This window comes from Peristeroidobacter agariperforans, assembly GCF_004138335.1.
In the GTDB taxonomy this organism is placed as follows: Bacteria; Pseudomonadota; Gammaproteobacteria; order Steroidobacterales; family Steroidobacteraceae; genus Steroidobacter; species Steroidobacter agariperforans.
Window position 1 is genome coordinate 24,635 of the sequence record NZ_RYFW01000007.1, and the last position, 19,048, is coordinate 43,682.

General features: G+C 62.3%; 18 protein-coding genes and 1 tRNA gene. All 19 read left to right on the plus strand.

The features are described 5' to 3' along the window. Positions 1-21: 21 nt before the first annotated feature. Entirely contained in the window at positions 22-891 is an 870-nt protein-coding gene (folP, locus tag EK373_RS30610; RefSeq protein WP_129649148.1) for a dihydropteroate synthase, read from the plus strand. Between the two features lie 17 nt (positions 892-908). Next, positions 909-2,258: a phosphoglucosamine mutase gene (glmM, locus tag EK373_RS30615; protein ID WP_129649150.1), complete on the plus strand. Its 1,350-nt coding sequence runs from the start codon at positions 909-911 to the stop codon at positions 2,256-2,258. 115 nt (positions 2,259-2,373) lie between these two features. Continuing rightward, positions 2,374-3,132, plus strand: coding sequence for a triose-phosphate isomerase (tpiA, locus tag EK373_RS30620; RefSeq protein WP_129649153.1), 759 nt, complete (start codon positions 2,374-2,376; stop codon positions 3,130-3,132). 34 nt (positions 3,133-3,166) lie between these two features. Continuing rightward, positions 3,167-3,589, plus strand: coding sequence for a preprotein translocase subunit SecG (gene secG, locus EK373_RS30625; RefSeq protein ID WP_129649155.1), 423 nt, complete (start codon positions 3,167-3,169; stop codon positions 3,587-3,589). A 44-nt stretch (positions 3,590-3,633) separates the two neighbouring features. Then, a tRNA-Leu gene (locus EK373_RS30630) sits at positions 3,634-3,718 on the plus strand. A gap of 288 nt (positions 3,719-4,006) precedes the next feature. After that, on the plus strand, positions 4,007-4,363 hold the full coding sequence (locus EK373_RS30635) for an NADH-quinone oxidoreductase subunit A (protein ID WP_129649367.1): 357 nt from the start codon (positions 4,007-4,009) through the stop codon (positions 4,361-4,363). Next, positions 4,354-4,857, plus strand: coding sequence for a NuoB/complex I 20 kDa subunit family protein (locus EK373_RS30640; protein WP_129649157.1), 504 nt, complete (start codon positions 4,354-4,356; stop codon positions 4,855-4,857). The genes EK373_RS30635 and EK373_RS30640 overlap by 10 nt, the downstream gene beginning before the upstream one ends. Before the next feature lie 26 nt (positions 4,858-4,883). Further along, a complete protein-coding gene (locus EK373_RS30645) occupies positions 4,884-5,603 on the plus strand; it encodes an NADH-quinone oxidoreductase subunit C (RefSeq protein ID WP_129649159.1) in 720 nt (239 codons plus the stop codon). Positions 5,604-5,611: 8 nt separating this feature from the next. Next, positions 5,612-6,865 (plus strand): NADH-quinone oxidoreductase subunit D, encoded by a 1,254-nt coding sequence (locus EK373_RS30650; RefSeq protein WP_129649161.1) that lies wholly within the window; start codon positions 5,612-5,614, stop codon positions 6,863-6,865. Next, entirely contained in the window at positions 6,862-7,449 is a 588-nt protein-coding gene (gene nuoE / locus EK373_RS30655) for an NADH-quinone oxidoreductase subunit NuoE (protein WP_129649163.1), read from the plus strand. The genes EK373_RS30650 and nuoE overlap by 4 nt, the downstream gene beginning before the upstream one ends. A gap of 30 nt (positions 7,450-7,479) precedes the next feature. Further along, positions 7,480-8,814, plus strand: coding sequence for an NADH-quinone oxidoreductase subunit NuoF (gene nuoF, locus EK373_RS30660; RefSeq protein ID WP_129649165.1), 1,335 nt, complete (start codon positions 7,480-7,482; stop codon positions 8,812-8,814). 13 nt (positions 8,815-8,827) lie between these two features. Further along, positions 8,828-11,005 (plus strand): NADH-quinone oxidoreductase subunit NuoG, encoded by a 2,178-nt coding sequence (gene nuoG, locus EK373_RS30665; RefSeq protein ID WP_129649167.1) that lies wholly within the window; start codon positions 8,828-8,830, stop codon positions 11,003-11,005. Between the two features lie 38 nt (positions 11,006-11,043). Beyond that, entirely contained in the window at positions 11,044-12,063 is a 1,020-nt protein-coding gene (gene nuoH, locus EK373_RS30670) for an NADH-quinone oxidoreductase subunit NuoH (protein ID WP_129649368.1), read from the plus strand. Between the two features lie 22 nt (positions 12,064-12,085). Continuing rightward, positions 12,086-12,577, plus strand: a complete 492-nt coding sequence (gene nuoI, locus EK373_RS30675) for an NADH-quinone oxidoreductase subunit NuoI (protein ID WP_129649169.1) — start codon at positions 12,086-12,088, stop codon at positions 12,575-12,577. A gap of 160 nt (positions 12,578-12,737) precedes the next feature. Continuing rightward, a complete protein-coding gene (locus EK373_RS30680) occupies positions 12,738-13,361 on the plus strand; it encodes an NADH-quinone oxidoreductase subunit J (protein ID WP_129649171.1) in 624 nt (207 codons plus the stop codon). Next, a complete protein-coding gene (gene nuoK / locus EK373_RS30685) occupies positions 13,358-13,663 on the plus strand; it encodes an NADH-quinone oxidoreductase subunit NuoK (RefSeq protein ID WP_129649173.1) in 306 nt (101 codons plus the stop codon). The genes EK373_RS30680 and nuoK overlap by 4 nt, the downstream gene beginning before the upstream one ends. Before the next feature lie 18 nt (positions 13,664-13,681). Then, on the plus strand, positions 13,682-15,796 hold the full coding sequence (gene nuoL / locus EK373_RS30690) for an NADH-quinone oxidoreductase subunit L (RefSeq protein WP_129649175.1): 2,115 nt from the start codon (positions 13,682-13,684) through the stop codon (positions 15,794-15,796). Between the two features lie 19 nt (positions 15,797-15,815). Next, a complete protein-coding gene (locus tag EK373_RS30695) occupies positions 15,816-17,351 on the plus strand; it encodes an NADH-quinone oxidoreductase subunit M (RefSeq protein ID WP_129649177.1) in 1,536 nt (511 codons plus the stop codon). A 19-nt stretch (positions 17,352-17,370) separates the two neighbouring features. Further along, on the plus strand, positions 17,371-18,813 hold the full coding sequence (nuoN, locus tag EK373_RS30700) for an NADH-quinone oxidoreductase subunit NuoN (RefSeq protein WP_129649179.1): 1,443 nt from the start codon (positions 17,371-17,373) through the stop codon (positions 18,811-18,813). Positions 18,814-19,048: the final 235 nt, after the last annotated feature.

The window sequence follows — 19,048 nt, forward strand, 5'->3', positions numbered from 1 at the left end:
TTTCAGCCAGATACAAATCCTATGCAGCTGCGCTGCGGCCCACACACGCTCGATCTGTCCCATCCGCTGGTGATGGGCATCCTCAATGTCACGCCGGATTCGTTTTCCGACGGCGGCCAGTTCATCGATGTATCGCGCGCCGTCGAGCACGCGTTACGCATGATCGAGCAGGGCGCCGGAATGATCGATGTGGGCGGGGAGTCCACCCGACCGGGCGCCGCGGATGTGAGCGAAGAAGAAGAGATTCGTCGCGTCGTGCCAGTGATCGAAGCGCTCGTCGCGCGCACCACTATTCCCATCTCCATCGACACCAGCAAAGCCGCCGTGATGTCTGCGGCGGTCGCGGCCGGCGCCAGTTTGATCAATGACGTTCGCGCTCTGCGAGAGCCTGGCGCGCTCGACGCGGCGGCTCGCACCGATGCGGCCGTGTGCCTCATGCACATGCAGGGGCAGCCGCGGACCATGCAGCACGAGCCCCGTTATGACGACGTAGTAGGGGAAGTGACCGCATTCCTCGAGCGGCGGGTCGAGGTCTGTCTGGCGGCGGGAATCGGTCGCGATCGCCTGGTTCTTGACCCCGGTATCGGATTCGGCAAGCGGCTTGAGCATAATCTCGCCCTGCTGGCGCACCTGCCTGGGCTGACCCGTCCCGGATTCAACGCCGGGCTGCCGCTGCTGGTCGGAGTGTCGCGTAAGTCGATGTTCCAGACCTTGCTGGGCCGGCCGTTGGAACAGCGCCTGGCGGGCGGATTGGCCGTCGCCACGGCCGCCGTGCTCGCGGGGGCTGCTATCCTTCGCGTCCACGACGTGGCCGAGACGGTGGACGCCGTGAAAGTCGCCCTGGCCTTACGCGCTGCCGGTTATACCGCACGCGCGCCGATTGAAAACTAACACTCGAGGGATTCGTTTTGAGCCGCAAGTACTTTGGCACCGATGGCGTGCGTGGCCGCGTTGGCGAGCATCCGCTCACCGTGGAATTCGCACTGAAGCTGGCGAGCTCGGCGGCGCGTGTGCTGGCGCCGAAGGGCGGCACGGTGCTGGTCGGCAAGGACACGCGCATCTCCGGTTATATGTTCGAGTCCGCGCTGGAAGCGGGCTTCGTCGCTTCGGGCGTGAACGTGATGTTGATCGGCCCGCTGCCGACGCCGGGCATCGCCTATCTCACCAAACGTTTCGAGTGCGACTTCGGCGTGGTGATCAGCGCTTCTCACAATCCGTACGAAGACAACGGCATCAAGTTCTTCGATCGCAACGGCGGCAAGCTGACCGACGAGATCGAAGCGCAGATCGAACAATATCTCGATGAGCCGCCGGTGACGCGCGGCTCGAGCGAGCTCGGACGCGCGACGCGCGTCGACAAGTCGCGCGTGCGCTATCAGGAATTTGCGATGAGCACCGTGCCGGGCCTGGATTTGTCGGGGTTCAAGCTGGTGATCGATTGCGCCAACGGCGCCGGTTACAAAGTCGGCCCGCGCATCCTCGCCGATCTCGGCGCCGAGATCGTGCCGATCGGCTCCTCGCCGAACGGTCGTAACATCAACCTGAATTGCGGCTCGACGTCACCGGGCTTGTTACAACTGACCGTGCCGGGCGTGCAGGCGCATGCGGGCATCGCGCTCGACGGCGACGGCGATCGCCTGGTGATGGTCGACAACCTCGGCCGCACGGTCGATGGCGACCAGTTGCTCTACATCATCGCTCGCGACCGTAAGAAGAAGGGGCTGCTGCGGGGACCGGTCGTCGGCACCGTCATGAGCAATCTCGGCCTGGAACATTCGCTGCAGAAAGAGGGCATCCAGTTCCGTCGCGCCAAGGTCGGGGATCGTTACGTGATGGAGCTGCTGAAGGAGACTGGCGGCACGCTCGGTGGCGAGACCTCGGGTCACCTGCTGGCGCTCGATCACACCACGACCGGCGACGCCTTGATCTGCGCGCTCCAGGTGCTGGCCATCATGAAGGAGACCGGCAGCAGCCTGGCCGAGCTGGCGGCGCCGATGCCGAAGTATCCGCAGGTGATGGAGAACGTGCGGGTCGCAAAGAAGATCGACCCGTTCAGCTCCACGCAGATCACCGATGCGGTGGCGCGCGCCGAGACGAAGCTGGCCGGAACGGGCCGTATTGTGCTGCGTCCGTCGGGCACTGAACCCGTGATCCGCGTCATGGTCGAAGGCAGGGACGAAAAGCTGGTCAGGGAGATCTGCCGGGAATTGGCCAGTACGGTGGCCGCGGCCGCGGAACAGAAGGTGGCCGTGGGCTAAGCTGCCTAAGCTGCGTCATTTTATGGACTTAGGCGTTTGATTTCGGCCTGACTCGCCGCTAAGCTTCCGCGCCCTTCGCAGGGCCGCCCCGAACACCAACTGTGGAGGTACGCCGATGCGCCGGCCATTCATTGCCGGGAATTGGAAGATGCACGGCTCGCGCGCCCAGAACGCCGAGTTGATCGAGGGGCTGCTGCTCGGGTTGCCGGGGCAGGTGCCGGTCGATATCGCCGTGTGTCCGCCCAATGTGTACCTGTGGGAAGTGGGGCGGTTGCTGAAGGATTCGATCGTGAAGCTGGGCGCCCAATCGGTGTGCGCCGAGTCGATCGGTGCGTTCACCGGCGAGGCCTCGGCGGCCATGTTGAAGGATGTCGGTTGCACCTATGTGATCGTGGGCCACTCCGAGCGGCGCACGATTTATCGCGAGGACGACGCGCTGGTGGCGCGTAAGTTTCTGGCGGCGCAAGCGCAGGGTCTGATCCCGATCCTGTGCGTCGGCGAAACGCTGGAGGAGCGCGAGAAGGGGCAGACCATGCAAGTGGTGTCCCGGCAGTTGAAGGCGGTTTTGGATGTGGCGGCCCCGGGGGCGCTACAGCAGGCAGTGCTCGCGTACGAACCCGTCTGGGCGATCGGCACGGGCAAGAACGCGACGCCGCAGCAGGCGCAGGACGTTCACGCACATATTCGCGCCGAGGTGGCGGCTCGTGATGCTAATATCGCGGCCCGTTTGCGGGTGCTGTATGGCGGCAGCGTAAAAGCCGGCAATGCGAAGGAGATCTTCGCGATGCCGGATGTCGACGGTGGACTGATCGGCGGCGCGTCGCTCAAGGCAGATGAGTTTTTGAAGATCTGCGCGGCGGGTCAGGCTCATTGAAGACCGGGCTCATTAAGAGCGGAATTGGAATCGTATGAACTGGTTACATTCGGCGGTGGTGATTTTTCACCTGTTGATCGCCGCAGCCATTGTGGCGCTGGTGTTGCTCCAGCGAGGCAAGGGCGCCGATGCAGGCGCCGGCTTCGGCGCGGGCGCGTCGGGCACTGTGTTCGGTGCTCGCGGCTCGGCGTCGTTCCTGTCTCGCACGACGGCGACGCTCGCAGCGTTGTTCATCATTACCAGCTTGACGCTGGCGTATCTGGGCGGTCGCGCGCCGGATGCGCCGAAGAGCGTGATCGATCGCGTGAATTTGCAGGACAAGGCGCCTGAGTTGCCCGCGACTACGCCGGCGACGCCGCCTGCGAATCCGGCGAGCAATCAGGTAGTAGAACCGGCGGTAGAAAAGCCCGCGGAACCGGCCCCTCAACCGGCTCCGAGCGAACCGCCGAAACAGTAGAAGGTCTTTCAGCGAGTCGAAGAAACTCGCGAGTCGATTTCAGTGCGGCTGTGGTGGAACTGGTAGACACGCTACTTTGAGGTGGTAGTGGAGCAATCCGTGGAGGTTCGAGTCCTCTCAGCCGCACCATTTATTCTTTCCCTCTCTACAGATAACAAAGAATTCACTCCCGCTCCGGGAGCACATCTGCAGAGCCCTCTCGCAGATGCTTGCCAACTGCCTGATTCAGCGTATCCTGCGCCCGCCTTCGAGCGGCGGCGGGTCATGCGTGTTGGCTCAAGTGCCGCAGATTTTCGGCCTTTTTGAGGGTTCTTCGCCGAAGAAGGCTGCCTTCGTGCAATTCTTATAGAACCCTTTTTGGACCGGCCTGATACAATGCGCGCCGCCGCCGGACCCGGCGCGTCAGCGACTTACGCGATGTTGCAGAACTACGTTCCCATCCTGATCTTTCTGGGCGTGGCCGCCGTGCTCGGCTCCGTGCTCATCGGCCTGGGCTTCCTGCTCGGCCCTCGCAAACCCGACGCCGAAAAACTCTCCGCCTACGAGTGCGGCTTCGAGGCTTATTCCGATACGCGCATGAAATTCGACGTGCGCTATTACCTGGTGGCCATCCTGTTCATCGTGTTCGACCTGGAAATCGCCTTCCTGTTTCCGTGGGCGGTCGCGCTCGACGCGGTCGGCATGGTTGGGCTCGCCGCCATGGGTGTGTTTCTGCTGATCCTGGTGGTGGGCTTCGTGTACGAGTGGAAGAAGGGGGCGTTGGAATGGGATTGACGGCTCCCACGGCGGAAACGCCGGACGCCGCGGTGACTCAACGCGGCTTCATGACCACCACGATCGATTCGCTCATGAACTGGGCGCGCACCGGTTCGATGTGGCCGATGACTTTCGGCCTCGCTTGTTGTGCCGTCGAGATGATGCACGCGGGCGCGGCCCGCTATGACCTCGATCGCTTCGGCGTGGTGTTCCGCCCGAGCCCGCGTCAGTCCGACGTGATGATCGTGGCCGGCACGCTGGTGAACAAAATGGCGCCGGCGCTGCGCAAGGTCTATGACCAGATGCCCGAGCCCCGTTGGGTCATCTCGATGGGTTCTTGCGCCAATGGCGGCGGTTACTACCACTACTCGTACGCGGTGGTGCGCGGCTGCGACCGGATCGTTCCGGTCGATGTGTACGTGCCGGGCTGCCCGCCGAGTGCCGAAGCATTGCTGTACGGCATCCTGCAATTGCAGAACAAGATCCGCCGCACCAGCACGATCGCCCGTTGATTCGGGCTTGAGTTAGCGAGAACGGGATGAGTTCACGTACCGAGACATTGGCCTCGCGACTGACGGCGCGCTTTGCTCAAGAGCTGCGTCCGCTGCCGGCGTTGCCCAACGAAGTTGCGTTCGAAGTCGATGCCGCCAACTTGATTGCTGTGTGCCGCGAGCTGCGTGACAACGCAGAGCTCGGCTTCGAGCAGCTGATCGATCTGGCCGGCGTGGACTATTTGGATTACGGCCGCGAAGAGTGGAACACGCTGGCGTCGACCGCCACCGGTTTCAGCCGTGGCGTGAATCGCATCAAGGAACATGTGAGCGAGGAGACCAAGAAGCCGCGCTTCGCTGTGACTTATCAACTGCTCTCGATTTCCAACAACTGGCGCCTGCGTCTGCGCAGCTTCGCCAGCGAAGGCGAGCCGCCGGTGATCGATTCGGTCGTCGACGTTTGGGCCAGCGCCAACTGGTTCGAGCGCGAGGCGTTCGATCTGTACGGCATCATGTTCCGTAATCATCCGGACCTGCGCCGCATCCTTACCGACTACGGCTTCATCGGTCATCCGTTCCGCAAGGATTTCCCGCTGATCGGCAACGTCGAGGTCAAGTACGACACGGCCAAGGGCCGTGTCGTTTACCAGCCGGTGACCATCGAGCCGCGCACGCTCGTGCCGCGAGTCATTCGCGAAGACAACCGTTACGACCAGGTGCTCAAGGAAGTGCCGGTCGGCGCCGCTGCCTCGCCCGCGAATCGCTGAGTTCTGACATGGCAGATATTCACAATTTCACGCTGAACTTCGGCCCGCAGCATCCTGCCGCGCACGGCGTCTTACGCCTAGTGCTCGAGATGGATGGCGAGGTCATCCAGAAGGCCGATCCGCATATCGGTCTGTTGCATCGTGCGACCGAGAAGCTCGCCGAGTCCAAGCCGTTCAATCAATCGATCGGCTACATGGATCGTCTCGACTACGTGTCGATGATGTGCAACGAGCACGCCTATGTGATGGCGATCGAGAAGCTGCTCGGCATCAAGGTGCCGGAGCGCGCTCAATACATCCGTGTGATGTTCGATGAGATCACTCGCATCCTGAATCACTTGATGTGGCTCGGCGCGCACGGCCTCGACATCGGCGCGATGACCGTCTTCTTGTATGCGTTCCGCGAGCGCGAAGACCTCATGGACGTTTACGAAGCCGTGTCCGGCACGCGCATGCACGCGACTTACTATCGTCCGGGCGGCGTGTACCGCGACCTGCCGGACACAATGCCGAAATATCAGCCCTCGAAGTGGCGCTCGCAGGCCGACGTGGATCGTCTCAACGATCGTCGTCGCGGCAGCATGCTCGACTTCATCGATGACTTCTGCGCGCGCTTCCCGGCGAACGTCGATGAGTATGAAACATTGCTGACCGACAACCGCATCTGGAAACAGCGCACGGTGAACATCGGCGTCGTGACGCCGGAGCGCGCGATGCAGCTCGGCTTCACGGGTCCGATGCTGCGCGGTTCCGGCATCGAATGGGATCTGCGCAAGAAGCAGCCGTATGAAGTGTACGACCGCATGGATTTCGACATCCCGGTCGGCGTGAACGGCGATTGCTACGACCGCTATCTGGTGCGCATTGAAGAGATGCGTCAGTCCAATCGCATCGTCAAACAGTGCGTCGACTGGCTGCGCGCCAATCCCGGCCCGGTGATGCTCGACGATCACAAGGTCTCCGCACCGAAGCGCGAGGAGATGAAGGGCGACATGGAATCGCTGATTCACCACTTCAAGCTGTTCACCGAAGGCTACTGCGTGCCTGCCGGTGAGACCTACGCGGCCGTCGAAGCGCCGAAGGGCGAGTTCGGCATCTATCTGGTGTCCGACGGCGCCAACAAACCGTATCGCTTGAAGTGCCGCGCGCCGGGCTTCCCGCACCTCGCTTCGCTGGAAGAGATGGTGCAGGGCCATTTGCTCGCGGACGTGGTGGCCGTGATCGGCACGCAGGACATCGTATTCGGGGAAATCGACCGATGAGCGGCACGCAAGATCCAGGTTCCAACGACGGCGGCAAGAGCGCGCCGGAGCTGGATGAAATCGACACCGGCAACGTCGCCCACGACGCCCCGCATGGTCGCAAGAGCATTCTGTCCGAGCATGCGCGCCATGAAATCGATCATTGGCTGACGAAGTTTCCGCCGGATCGCCGGCGCTCGGCCGTGATCGCGGCGCTGCGCGCCGTGCAGCACGACATCGGCGGCTATCTCACCAAGGAATCGATGGACGCAGTGGCCGAGTACATCGGCCTGCCGCCGATCCAGGTCTACGAGGTCGCGACGTTCTATTCGATGTTCGAGACCAAGCCGGTCGGCCGTCACAGCATCTCCGTGTGCACCAACATCTCGTGCATGTTGTGCGGCGGCGAGGAAATGTTGTCGCACGTCGAGAAACGGCTCGGCATCAAGGTGGGCGAGAGCACGCCGGATGGCCGCTTCTTCCTGAAGCGCGAAGAGGAATGTCTGGCCGCGTGTAACAACGCGCCGATGATGATGGTCGACCACGTGTACTTCGAGAATCTCACGCCCGAGAAGATCGACGAGATTCTGGATCGGCACAAGTAAGGTCGCGAGACTCAACCGCCATCGCCAACCATGACTGACGAATCAAACAAACTGCTGTTAGGCAAGTACGCGAGCAACTTCGTCTGCTTCGCGACGCTCGGTATGGAGCGTCCGTCGTCGATCGAGACGTATCGCAAGACCGGCGGCTATGAAGTGTGGGAGAAGATCCTGCGCGAGAAGACGCCGAAGGAAGAGATCATCGAGCAGGTGAAAGCTTCCGGCCTGCGTGGCCGCGGCGGCGCCGGCTTCCCGACGGGCATGAAGTGGAGCTTCATGCCGCGCAACGCGCCGGGCCAGAAATACGTCGTTTGTAATTCGGACGAGAGCGAGCCAGGCACCTGCCACGATCGCGACATCCTGCGTTACAACCCGCACGCGCTGATCGAAGGCATGGCCATCGGCGGTTACTGCATGGGCGCGTCCGTTGGTTACAACTACATCCGCGGCGAGTTCCTTGATGAGCCTGTGCCGCGTTTCGAAGAAGCGTTGCAAGAAGCTTATGCCGCGGGCCTGCTCGGCAAGAACCTGCTGGGCTCGGGCGTGGACTTCGATTTGTATTCGTTCGTCGGCGCGGGTGCGTACATCTGCGGCGAAGAAACCGCGTTGCTGGAATCGTTGGAAGGCAAGCAAGGCCGGCCGCGCTTCAAGCCGCCGTTCCCGGCGAACTTCGGCTTGTACGGCAAGCCCACGACGATCAACAACACGCAGAGCTATGCGTCGGTGCCGACCATTCTGCGCAAGGGGCCGAAGTGGTTCACCGAGCTCGGCGTGCCGAACGCCGGCGGCACCATGATCTTTTCGATCTCCGGCCACGTGAACAAGCCGCAGAACATCGAGCTGCCGCTCGGCATTCCGTTCAAGGATCTGCTGGAGATCTGCGGCGGCATTCGTAACGGTCGTAAGTTGAAAGCCGTGATCCCCGGCGGCGTCTCCGTGCCGGTCGTGCCCGGCGACGCGATGATGACCGCCACGATGGATTACGACGGCGTGCGCAAAGTCGGCTCGAGCCTCGGCACCGGTTCGATGATCGTGATGGACGACACGACTTGCATGGTGCGCGCCCTCGAGCGCATCTCCCGTTTCTATTACGCCGAGTCATGCGGTCAGTGCACGCCGTGCCGCGAAGGCACCGGCTGGATGAACCGCATGTTGAAGCGAATGCTGGCGGGGCAGGGCAAGAAGTCCGATCTGGACATGCTGGTCGACGTCGCCAACAAGATCGAAGGCCACACCATTTGCGCCTTCGGCGACGCCGCTGCCTGGCCGGTGCAGAGCTTCATGAAGCACTTCCGGCACGAGTTCGAATACATCATCGAGCACGGACACAGCATCGTCGAACGCGATCGCCGTGCAGCCGCTGCTTAACGAGTGACCCAGCATGAGTGACGAGGTCAATATTGAAGTCAACGGCGTGCCGATGAAGGCGCGCAAGGGTCAGATGGTGATCCACGTAACGGACGCGAACGACGTGTACGTTCCGCGCTTCTGTTACCACGAGAAGCTGCCGATCGCCGCCAACTGCCGCATGTGCCTGGTGGAAGTGGAGAAGGCGCCCAAGCCAATGCCGGCGTGCGCGACTCCGGTCGCCGAAGGCATGAAAGTCTTCACCAAGTCGCCGAAAGCCATCGCCGCGCAGCGCGCCGTGATGGAGTTCCTGCTGATCAATCATCCGCTCGACTGCCCGATCTGCGATCAGGGCGGCGAATGTGAACTGCAGGATCTGGCGATGGGCTTCGGCCGCGACATCTCTCGCTACAGCGAGCGCAAGCGTGTCGTCAAAGACAAGAACCTCGGCCCGCTCGTCTCCACCGACATGACCCGCTGCATTCACTGCACCCGCTGCGTGCGTTTCACGCAGGACGTGCAGGGCTTCCAGGAGCTGGGCACCGTCGGCCGCGGCGAAATGACCGAGATCGGCACGTTCATCGAGAAGAGCGTCGATCACGAGCTGTCGGCGAACATCATCGATCTGTGCCCGGTCGGCGCGTTGAACAACAAGCCGTACCGTTATCGCGCGCGTGCGTGGGAAATGACTCAGCATCCGCTGATCTCTCCGCACGACGCCGTCGGCACCAACATCTATGCACACGTGCTGCGCGGTCGCGTCATGCGCATCGTGCCGCGTGCGAATGAAGACGTGAACGAGACCTGGATCGCGGACCGCGATCGTTTCAGCTACCAGGGCATCTACAGCGAAGATCGTCTGTTGAAGCCGTCGATTCGAGAGAACGGCGTGCTGCAGGAGACGGATTGGGAAACGGCGCTGCAGAAAGTTGCCGAGAAGCTGGGTCGCATCGCCAAACAACACGGCGGCGGACAGATCGGCGCGATTGCTTCGCCGAACTCGACGCTTGAAGAGCTGTTCCTGTTGTCGCGCATCGCGCGTGGCCTCGGCAGTGCGAACCTGGATCACCGTCTGCGTCGCAGCGACTTCCGCGACGATGCGAGCGATCCGTTGTTCCCGTCGCTCGGTGTGTCCATCAAAGAGCTCGAGACCGCGAACAGCGTGCTGGTCGTCGGCTCGAACATCCGCAAGGAAGTGCCGCTGCTCGCGCATCGCATCCGCAAGGCTGCGCTGAAAGGCGGCAGGGTGTCCTTCATCAACGCGAAGCGTTACGACTACTTGTTCCCGGTCGCGGGCTATCTCGCATCGAACGGCATGGGCTCGCTCGATCATTTGGTCGCTGTGGCCGCCGCCGCGATCAACGCGAGTGGCAAGACCGCGCCGGCATCGATTGCGTCGCTGGTGGGACAGGCGCAGCCGAACGACACTCACAAAGCCATTGCTCAGCAGCTGAGCGAAGGCGAGCGTCGGTTGATCCTGCTCGGTGCGATTGCTCAGCGCGATCCGGCGTTCGCCGATCTGCGTTTGGTCGCGAGCGCGCTGGCTGAAGTCACGGGCGCGACGCTCGGTTATCTGCCGGAAGGCGGCAATGCCGTCGGCGCACATCTGGTGGGCTTCCTGCCGGGCCGCTCGGTTGGCGGGCAGACGGTGGCTTCGCCGGGCTTGAACGTTGCTGACATGTTCGCGGCCAAGCTCAAGGCTTACATCGTGTTCGGCGCCATCGAGCCGAAGCTCGACATCGGCGCCGAGAGCGTGAGCGCTGCGCTGGATGGCGCGGAGTTCGTCGTTGCGCTGTCGCCGTATTCGACGGCGGCTCAGTTCGCCGACGTGGTGTTGCCGATCGGCACGTTCGCCGAAACGGCGGGCACGTATGTGAACCTCGAAGGCCGCTGGCAGAGCGTGCCAGGGGCCGCATCGCCGGTGGGCGAGTCGCGTCCGGGTTGGAAGGTGTTGCGCGTGTTGGCGAACCTGCTGGATCTGCCCGGCTTCGAATACACCGCGGCCGATCAGATCACTGCGGACATTCGCAACGCCCTCGATGAGGCGGGTGCGTTCACTGCGAAGGCTGCGACCCGCACCTTGCAGGCGAAGGCGGCGGGTGCTCCGGTCGTGCGCGATGTTCCGATTTATCAGGTGGACGCAATGGTCCGTCGCTCGTCGGCATTGCAGAACACGCGTGAAGGTCGCGAAGAACGAGGAGTCGGCGCGTGAGTGGCGTTCCTGATTTCGTAAATACGCTGCTGCCGTTCCTGCCGGAATGGATCCGCGCCGTTGTTTTCTACGGCGTGGTCGCGTTGATCCTGTTCGTCAGCGTCATTCTGACGATGGCGTTCCTGACGCTCGCCGAGCGGCGGGTCATCGGCTCGATCCAGGCCCGCATCGGTCCGAATCGCGTCGGCCCCGGCGGCTTGCTGCAGCCGTTCGCGGACGTGCTGAAGCTGATGTTGAAGGAAATCGTCGTCCCGACGGCTTCCAACAAGTTCCTGTTCATCATCGCGCCGCTGCTGGCCGTGATTCCTGCGCTCGCGGCGTGGGCCGTCGTTCCGTTGTGGCCGGGCTTTGCGGTGGCCGACATCAACGCCGGTCTGTTGTATCTGCTGGCGCTCAGCTCGGCGGGTGTGTACGGCGTGATCCTCGCCGGTTGGGCGACCAACTCGAAGTACGCGTTCCTTGGCGCCATGCGCGCCGCCGCGCAGATGGTCGCTTACGAAATCGCCATGGGCTTCGCGCTCGTCGGCGTCGTCATGGCCGCGGGCTCGCTGAATCTCGGTGAGATCATCGAGAAGCAGTCGGGCGGCTACTTCAGCTACTTCTTCTGGTGGATGATTCCGCTGTTCGTGGTCTATTTCATCTCGGGCGTCGCCGAAACCAACCGCGCGCCGTTCGACGTGGTGGAAGGCGAGTCGGAAATCGTTGCCGGCTTCCACGTCGAGTACTCGGGCATGGCGTTCGCCGTGTTCTTCGTCGCCGAGTACGTGAACATGATCCTGATTTCGGCGCTGACCGCGATCTTCTTCTTCGGCGGCTGGCTGTCGCCGTTCGAAGGCTATCCGCTGCCGGGCTTCATCACCGCGCCGGGCTTCCACTGGCTGTTCCTGAAGCTGGCTTTCTTCCTGTTCTGTTACCTGTGGTTCCGTGCGACGTTCCCGCGCTATCGCTACGACCAGATCATGCGCCTGGGCTGGAAAGTGTTCATTCCGGTGACGCTGGTGTGGCTGGCGGTGCTCGGCGTGTTCTTCGCGTACGACATCGGGCCGTGGTCCAAATAAAGGCGCTAGCACCGAGTAAGCCATGAAAACGCCTGCCAGTTTTTTCAAGACGTTCTTCCTGACCGAGCTCATCGTCGGTCTGTACGTGACGATGCGCCAGTTCGTCGCGCGTCCCAACATCACGGTCCAGTACCCGGAAGAGAAGACTCCGCAATCGCCTCGTTATCGCGGCCTGCACGCGCAGCGCCGTTATGCGAACGGCCAGGAGCGCTGCATCGCCTGCAAGCTGTGCGAAGCGGTGTGCCCAGCGCTGGCGATCACGATCGAGTCCGATGTCGCCGCCGATGGCACCCGCCGCACCACGCGCTACGACATCGATCTGTTCAAGTGCATCTTCTGCGGCTTCTGCGAAGAGGCTTGCCCGGTCGATGCCATCGTCGAGACGCGCATCCATGAGTACCACATGGAGAATCCCGGCGAGAACATCATGACCAAGGACAAGCTGCTGGCCATCGGCGATCGCTACGAAGCCATGATCGCAGCCGACAAAGCTGCCGACGCGAAGTACCGATGAGGAAGCGGTTAGCGGTTGGCGGTTCGCGGTTGGCGGTTAGCCAGAGAGAATCACGAGTAGTAGGTGATGCGGTGTTCAACGTGCAATCTAGTAGAGGGGACGGGGCTGTTCGGTTCCGGCGTACCAACCGCCAACCGCTAACCGCCAACCGCTAACCGCTATGTCCATCACAGAAATCCTCTTTTATGCGTTCTCCGGTGTGCTGCTGGTTTCAGCCATCGGCGTCATTACCGCGCGCAACCCGGTGCACGCGGCGCTGTTCCTCGTGTTCTCGTTCTTCAACAGCGCCGTCCTTTGGATATTGCTGGAGGCAGAGTTCCTCGCCATCGTGCTGGTGCTGGTCTACGTCGGCGCCGTGATGGTGTTGTTCCTGTTCGTGGTCATGATGCTCGATATCAAGGTTGCGGAGGTGCGAGAGGGATTCACGCGCTATGCGCCGCTCGGCATCCTGATCGCGCTGATCGTGGTGGCCGAGATAGGCAGCGTCGTGTACGTGAAGACGCTCGGTCAGGAAGTCACGCCGGTCACGCAGGTGGCGGCGGAGGCGGGCTACAGCAACACCGGTGCGCTCGGTGAGCTGCTGTACACCAAATATCTGTATCCGTTCGAGCTCGCGGCCGTGATCCTGCTGCTCGCCATCGTGGCCGCGATCGTGCTGACCATGCGTCGCCGCGCCGGCCTCAAGCAGCAGGACGTCGGTGCGCAGGTGTCGGTCCGTGCCAAGGATCGCATCCGTGTGGTGAAGATGCCTCCCGTGATCGAGGCAGGGGAGAAGCAGTCATGATTTCCCTGAACTTCGTGTTGATGCTGGCGGGCATTCTGTTCGCGCTCAGCGTCGCCGGCATCTTCCTGAACCGGAAGAACGTCATTCTGCTGCTGATGTGCATCGAGCTGATGCTGCTCGCGGTGAACTTCAACTTCATCGCGTTCGCGCGCCAGCTGGGCGACCTCGGCGGGCAGGTGTTCGTGTTCTTCATCCTCACGGTCGCGGCCGCCGAGTCCGCCATCGGTCTCGCCATCCTGGTGGTGCTGTTCCGCGAGCGTAAGAGCATCAACGTCGAGCAGCTCGACACGATGAAAGGCTAGTCCCCGGATTAACAAGAAATGATCTCGCAATCCGTACTCCTGACCATCGTTCTCGCACCGCTGCTGGCGGCCATCCTCGCTGGCATCGCCGGCAAGGTCATCGGCCGGGCCGGTGCTCATACCGTCACCATCGCCGGCGTTGCCATCGCGTTCGGCCTGTCGGCTTACGTGTTGAAGCTGTTGCTCGTGGACGGCGCGCCCATTGTGAATCAGACCGTCTACACCTGGCTGGTGAGCGACGGCATTCGCATGGAAGTCGGCTTCCTGGTCGACAACCTGAGCGCCATGATGATGACCGTGGTGACCTTCGTGTCGCTGTGCGTGCACGTCTACACCATCGGCTACATGAAGGACGACCCGGGCTATCAGCGCTTCTTCGCTTATATCTCGCTGTTCACGTTCTCCATGCTCATGCTGGTGATGTCGAACAACTTCATGCAGCTGTTCTTCGGCTGGGAAGCGGTGGGCGTGGTGTCGTACCTGCTGATCGGCTTCTGGTACACGCGCCCGTCGGCGATCTTCGCAAACCTCAAGGCGTTCCTGGTCAACCGCGTCGGCGACTTCGGCTTCGTGCTCGGCATCGCCGGCGTCGCGTACTACACCGGCTCGCTCGACTATGCCACCGTGTTCGATGCGCGTGACGCGATCGTGGCGAACACGATGGAAATCTTCCCGGGTGTGGAATGGCAGGCGATCACGGTCGTTTGTATCTGCTTGTTCGTCGGTGCGATGGGCAAGTCGGCGCAGGTGCCGCTGCACGTGTGGCTGCCGGACTCGATGGAAGGCCCGACCCCGATCTCGGCGCTGATCCACGCGGCAACGATGGTGACCGCGGGCATTTTCATGGTGGCGCGTATGTCGCCGCTGTTCGAGCTGTCGGAAATGGCGTTGTCCTTCGTGCTGGTCATCGGCGCGACCACGGCGTTCTTCATGGGCCTGCTGGGCTTGGTGAACAACGACATCAAGCGCGTGGTCGCGTACTCGACGCTTTCGCAGCTCGGCTACATGACGGTGGCGCTCGGTGTGTCCGCTTACGCTGGCGCGCTGTTCCATCTCATGACGCACGCGTTCTTCAAGGCGCTGCTGTTCCTGGCGGCAGGCTCGGTCATCATCGGTATGCACCACGAGCAGGACATGCGGAAGATGGGTGGCCTGAAGAAGTACATGCCCATCACGTACTGGACCTCGGCCATCGGCACGCTTGCGCTGATCGGCTTCCCAGGCACGTCGGGCTTCTTCTCGAAGGACGCGCTGATCGAAGCGGTGCACGCTTCGCACATCCCCGGCGCGACCTACGCGTACTGGTGCGTGTTCCTCGGCGTGTTCATCACTGCGTTCTACAGCTTCCGCCTGGTGTTCATGACCTTCCACGGTCCGGAGCGCTTCCGCGAAGTTGCACACGAATCGCACGGTGAGAGCAATGGCACTCATCTGACGAGCGATGCGGATGCCGGTCATGAGCCGGATACGCATGAGGACCATCACGCTGCCGCTGCGCACGGCGATCACGGCCATGGTCATGGCACCAGCCACGACGATCACGCCCATCACGGCCCGGTCGAGCCGCACGAGAGCCCGTGGGTTGTGACATTGCCGCTGATCCTGCTGGCGATTCCGTCGCTGTTCATCGGCGCGGTCACGATCGGCCCGATGCTGTTCGGCGATTTCTTCAACGGCGTGCTGTTTGTGAACGAGGAGCACGACGTGCTCGGCCACATAGGCGAAGAGTGGCACGGTCCGCTCGGATTCGTTTTGCACGCGTTCCAGCAACCGGCCATCTATCTGGCATTTGCAGGCTGGGCGGCGGCGTGGTTCCTGTACATCAAGCGTCCGGACCTGCCGGCGGTGATCGCGGGCAAGTTCTCGGCGCTGTATCACCTGTTCGCGAAGAAGTTCTACTTCGACGAGATCTATCAGGCGGTGTTCGCGCGCGGCAGCGTCGGTCTTGGCACCGCGCTGTGGCGTGTGGGTGACGTGGCGCTAATCGATGGCGCGGCGGTCAATGGCTCGGCGCGTGCGGTGGGCTGGCTGTCGGGCGTCATGCGTCGTCTTCAGTCCGGCTATCTGTACCACTATGCGTTCGCGATGATCATCGGTCTGTCGGTGCTCCTCGCGTGGTATGTGCTGCGGTAATTCAAAGTAAGAACCCGATATGTCGACGATTACCTGGCCCATTCTCAGTGTCTTGATGTGGCTGCCCATCGCCGGTGGCGTGGCCATGATCCTGCTCGGCGACAAGGGCATTGCGCTCGGTCGCTGGGTCGCGCTCATCACCACCGCAGCCACGTTCGGCATTTCGACGCTGCTGTGGACGAACTTCGATACCACGACCGCGGCGATGCAGTTCGTCGAGGAGCGCACCTGGATCCCGCTGTTCAATTCGTACTACGCGCTTGGCGTGGACGGCTTCGCGATGCCGCTGATCGTGCTGACGGCATTCATCACGCCGCTGGTGGTGATTGCCGGCTGGAGCGTGATCGACAAGCGCCCGGCACAGTACTACGCGGCGTTCCTGATCCTCGAAGGCTTGATGATCGGCGTGTTCGCGGCGCTCGATGCGCTGCTGTTCTACGTGCTGTGGGAAGCGATGCTGATCCCGATGTTCATCATCATCGGCATCTGGGGCGGACCGCGCCGGGTGTACGCGACGATCAAGTTCTTCCTGTACACGTTCCTCGGTTCGGTGCTGATGCTGGTCTCGCTGATCTACATGTATCTGCAGACCTGCGATGCCGGCCAGTGCAGCTATGCGATCGCGGACTTCCAGCGCCTGCCGCTGGGCCTGAACGAGCAGCTGTTTATTTTCGTCGCATTCCTGGCCGCGTTCGCGGTGAAGGTGCCGATGTGGCCGGTGCACACCTGGTTGCCGGATGCACACGTGGAAGCGCCCACCGGCGGCTCGGTGATCCTGGCTGCCATCATGCTGAAGATGGGTGGCTACGGCTTCCTGCGCTTCTCGCTGCCGATCACGCCGGATGCGAGCGACACGCTCGACTGGCTGGTGATTTCGCTGTCGCTGATCGGGGTGGTGTACATCGGCTTCGTCGCCCTGGTGCAGCAGGACATGAAGAAGCTGATCGCGTACTCCTCGATCGCGCACATGGGCTTCGTCACGCTGGGCTCGTTCCTCACGTTCGAATTGATGCGCGTGAACTCCGGCGACACGACGGGCGCGGCGATGGGCATCGACGGCGCGATGGTGCAGATGATTTCGCACGGCCTGATCTCGGGCGCGATGTTCTTCTGCGTCGGCGTGCTGTACGACCGCGTGCACAGTCGTGAGATCAGCTCTTACGGCGGTGTCGTGAACACGATGCCGATCTTCGCGGCCTTCATGGTGCTGTTCGGCATGGCGAATTCCGGCTTGCCCGCGACGTCCGGCTTCGTCGGCGAGTTCCTGGTGATTCTGGCCAGCTTCCGTGCCGACTTCTGGTACGCGTTCCTGGCAGGTCTGACGCTGATTCTCGGCGCGGCTTACACCTTGTGGCTGGTCAAGCGCGTGGTGTTCGGCCCGGTGGCGAATCATCACGTCGCCGAACTGACCGACGTAAATGGCCGTGAGCTGCTGGTCCTCGGCGTGCTGGCCGTGGCGGTGCTCGGACTCGGCCTGTGGCCCGCACCTTTGCTGGACGTGATGCGCCCCACGGTGGAAAACCTGGTGCAGCAGATCACCGTCTCCAAGCTCTGAACCTATCGAGCCTAAGTAGATGGAAGCAGTAGTAACAAACTTTGGTATGCAGGCTGCGGCGGCAGAGATCTTCCTGCTGACGGCGATCTGCGTGATCCTGCTGGTCGATGTGTTCCTGGACGACAGCAAGCGCTGGGTCACCTACGGACTCACGATGCTCACCCTGGCGGGCTGCGCGTTCGTTACCGTGAACTATGCGGTCGACGCCCGCGTCACCGCGTTCGATGGCATGTTCATCGCCGATCCGATGGGTGATGTGCTCAAGCTGTTCACTTATGGAACGGTTGCTGTGTCGTTGCTGTACTCGCGGGAGTACCTGCAGCGGAATGGCCTGTTCCGCGGCGAGTACTTCATCCTGGCGCTCGTGGCGATGCTCGGCGTGATGGTGATGGTCTCGGCCGGCAGCTTGCTCACCGTGTACCTGGGCGTCGAGCTGTTGTCGCTGTCGCTGTACGCGATGGTGGCGTTCGATCGCGACTCGGGTGTCGCAGCCGAATCCGCGATGAAGTATTTCGTGCTCGGCGCGATTTCTTCCGGCGCGTTGCTGTATGGCTTCTCGATGCTCTACGGCGTCGCTGGCACGTTGCAGCTCGATGAGCTGGCGGTGGGAGTGCGCGAAGTCGGGGCCAGCAACATCGGCCTGATCTTCGGCCTGGCGTTCGTCATCGTCGGCATCGCGTTCAAGTTTGGCGCCGTGCCGTTCCACATGTGGGTGCCCGACGTTTATCACGGCGCACCGACGCCGGTGACCTTGTTCATCGGCTCCGCGCCGAAGATCGCGTCGTTCATCCTCGCGATCCGCGTGCTCGCCGAAGGCCTCGATGCGATGGTTGCGAGCTGGCAGAACATGCTGATCGCGATCTCGATCGCCTCGATGATCATCGGCAACGTGGTCGCCATCGCGCAGACCAATCTCAAGCGCATGCTCGCGTACTCGACCATCTCGCACGTCGGCTTCATCCTGCTGGGCATCCTCGCCGGCACGAACGACGGCTATCGCGCGGCGATGTTCTACACGCTGACCTACGTGATCATGGCGGTCGGTTCCTTCGGCATGATCCTGCTGCTGTCGCGCGAAGGCTTCGAAGGCGACCAGCTTGAGGACTTCAAAGGACTGGCCCGCAAGAGCCCCTGGTTCGCCGCGATCATGATGATGCTGATGTTCAGCACCGCTGGCGTCCCGCCGTTCGTCGGCTTCTGGGCAAAGATCGCCGTGCTCGGTGCAGTGGTGAACGTGGGTCTGAGCTGGCTGGCTGCGGTCGCCGTGTTGTTGTCAGTCGTGGGCGCGTTCTACTACCTGCGCGTTATCAAGCTCATGTACTTCGATGAGCCGTCCGACACCTACAACATCGAAGCCGGCGGCACGATCCGCGCCGTGTTGAGCGCCAACGGCGTCGCCGTGCTGGCCCTCGGCATTTTCCCGTCGGTATTGCTGGATCTGTGCGCTCGCGTACTGCCGTAACGCGGGCGTCTTGAAAAACGCCGCTGCTGGTTCTGTCTCGAGCCGCAGCGGCGCAAATCCTTTAGCCGCGGTAGAACAAATAGAAGCCTATACGGCGTGTCGCGGTGTGATGTTCCGCTCGAGCAGTAGGGTACGGTGGTTGCAGGCGCAGGCGTGCTAGCTTAGGGCCCAGATCGAGGCCAAGCGGATGCCGGCAAATTCAGGTAACCACTTGTCGGCGAGAATGCCGACAAGG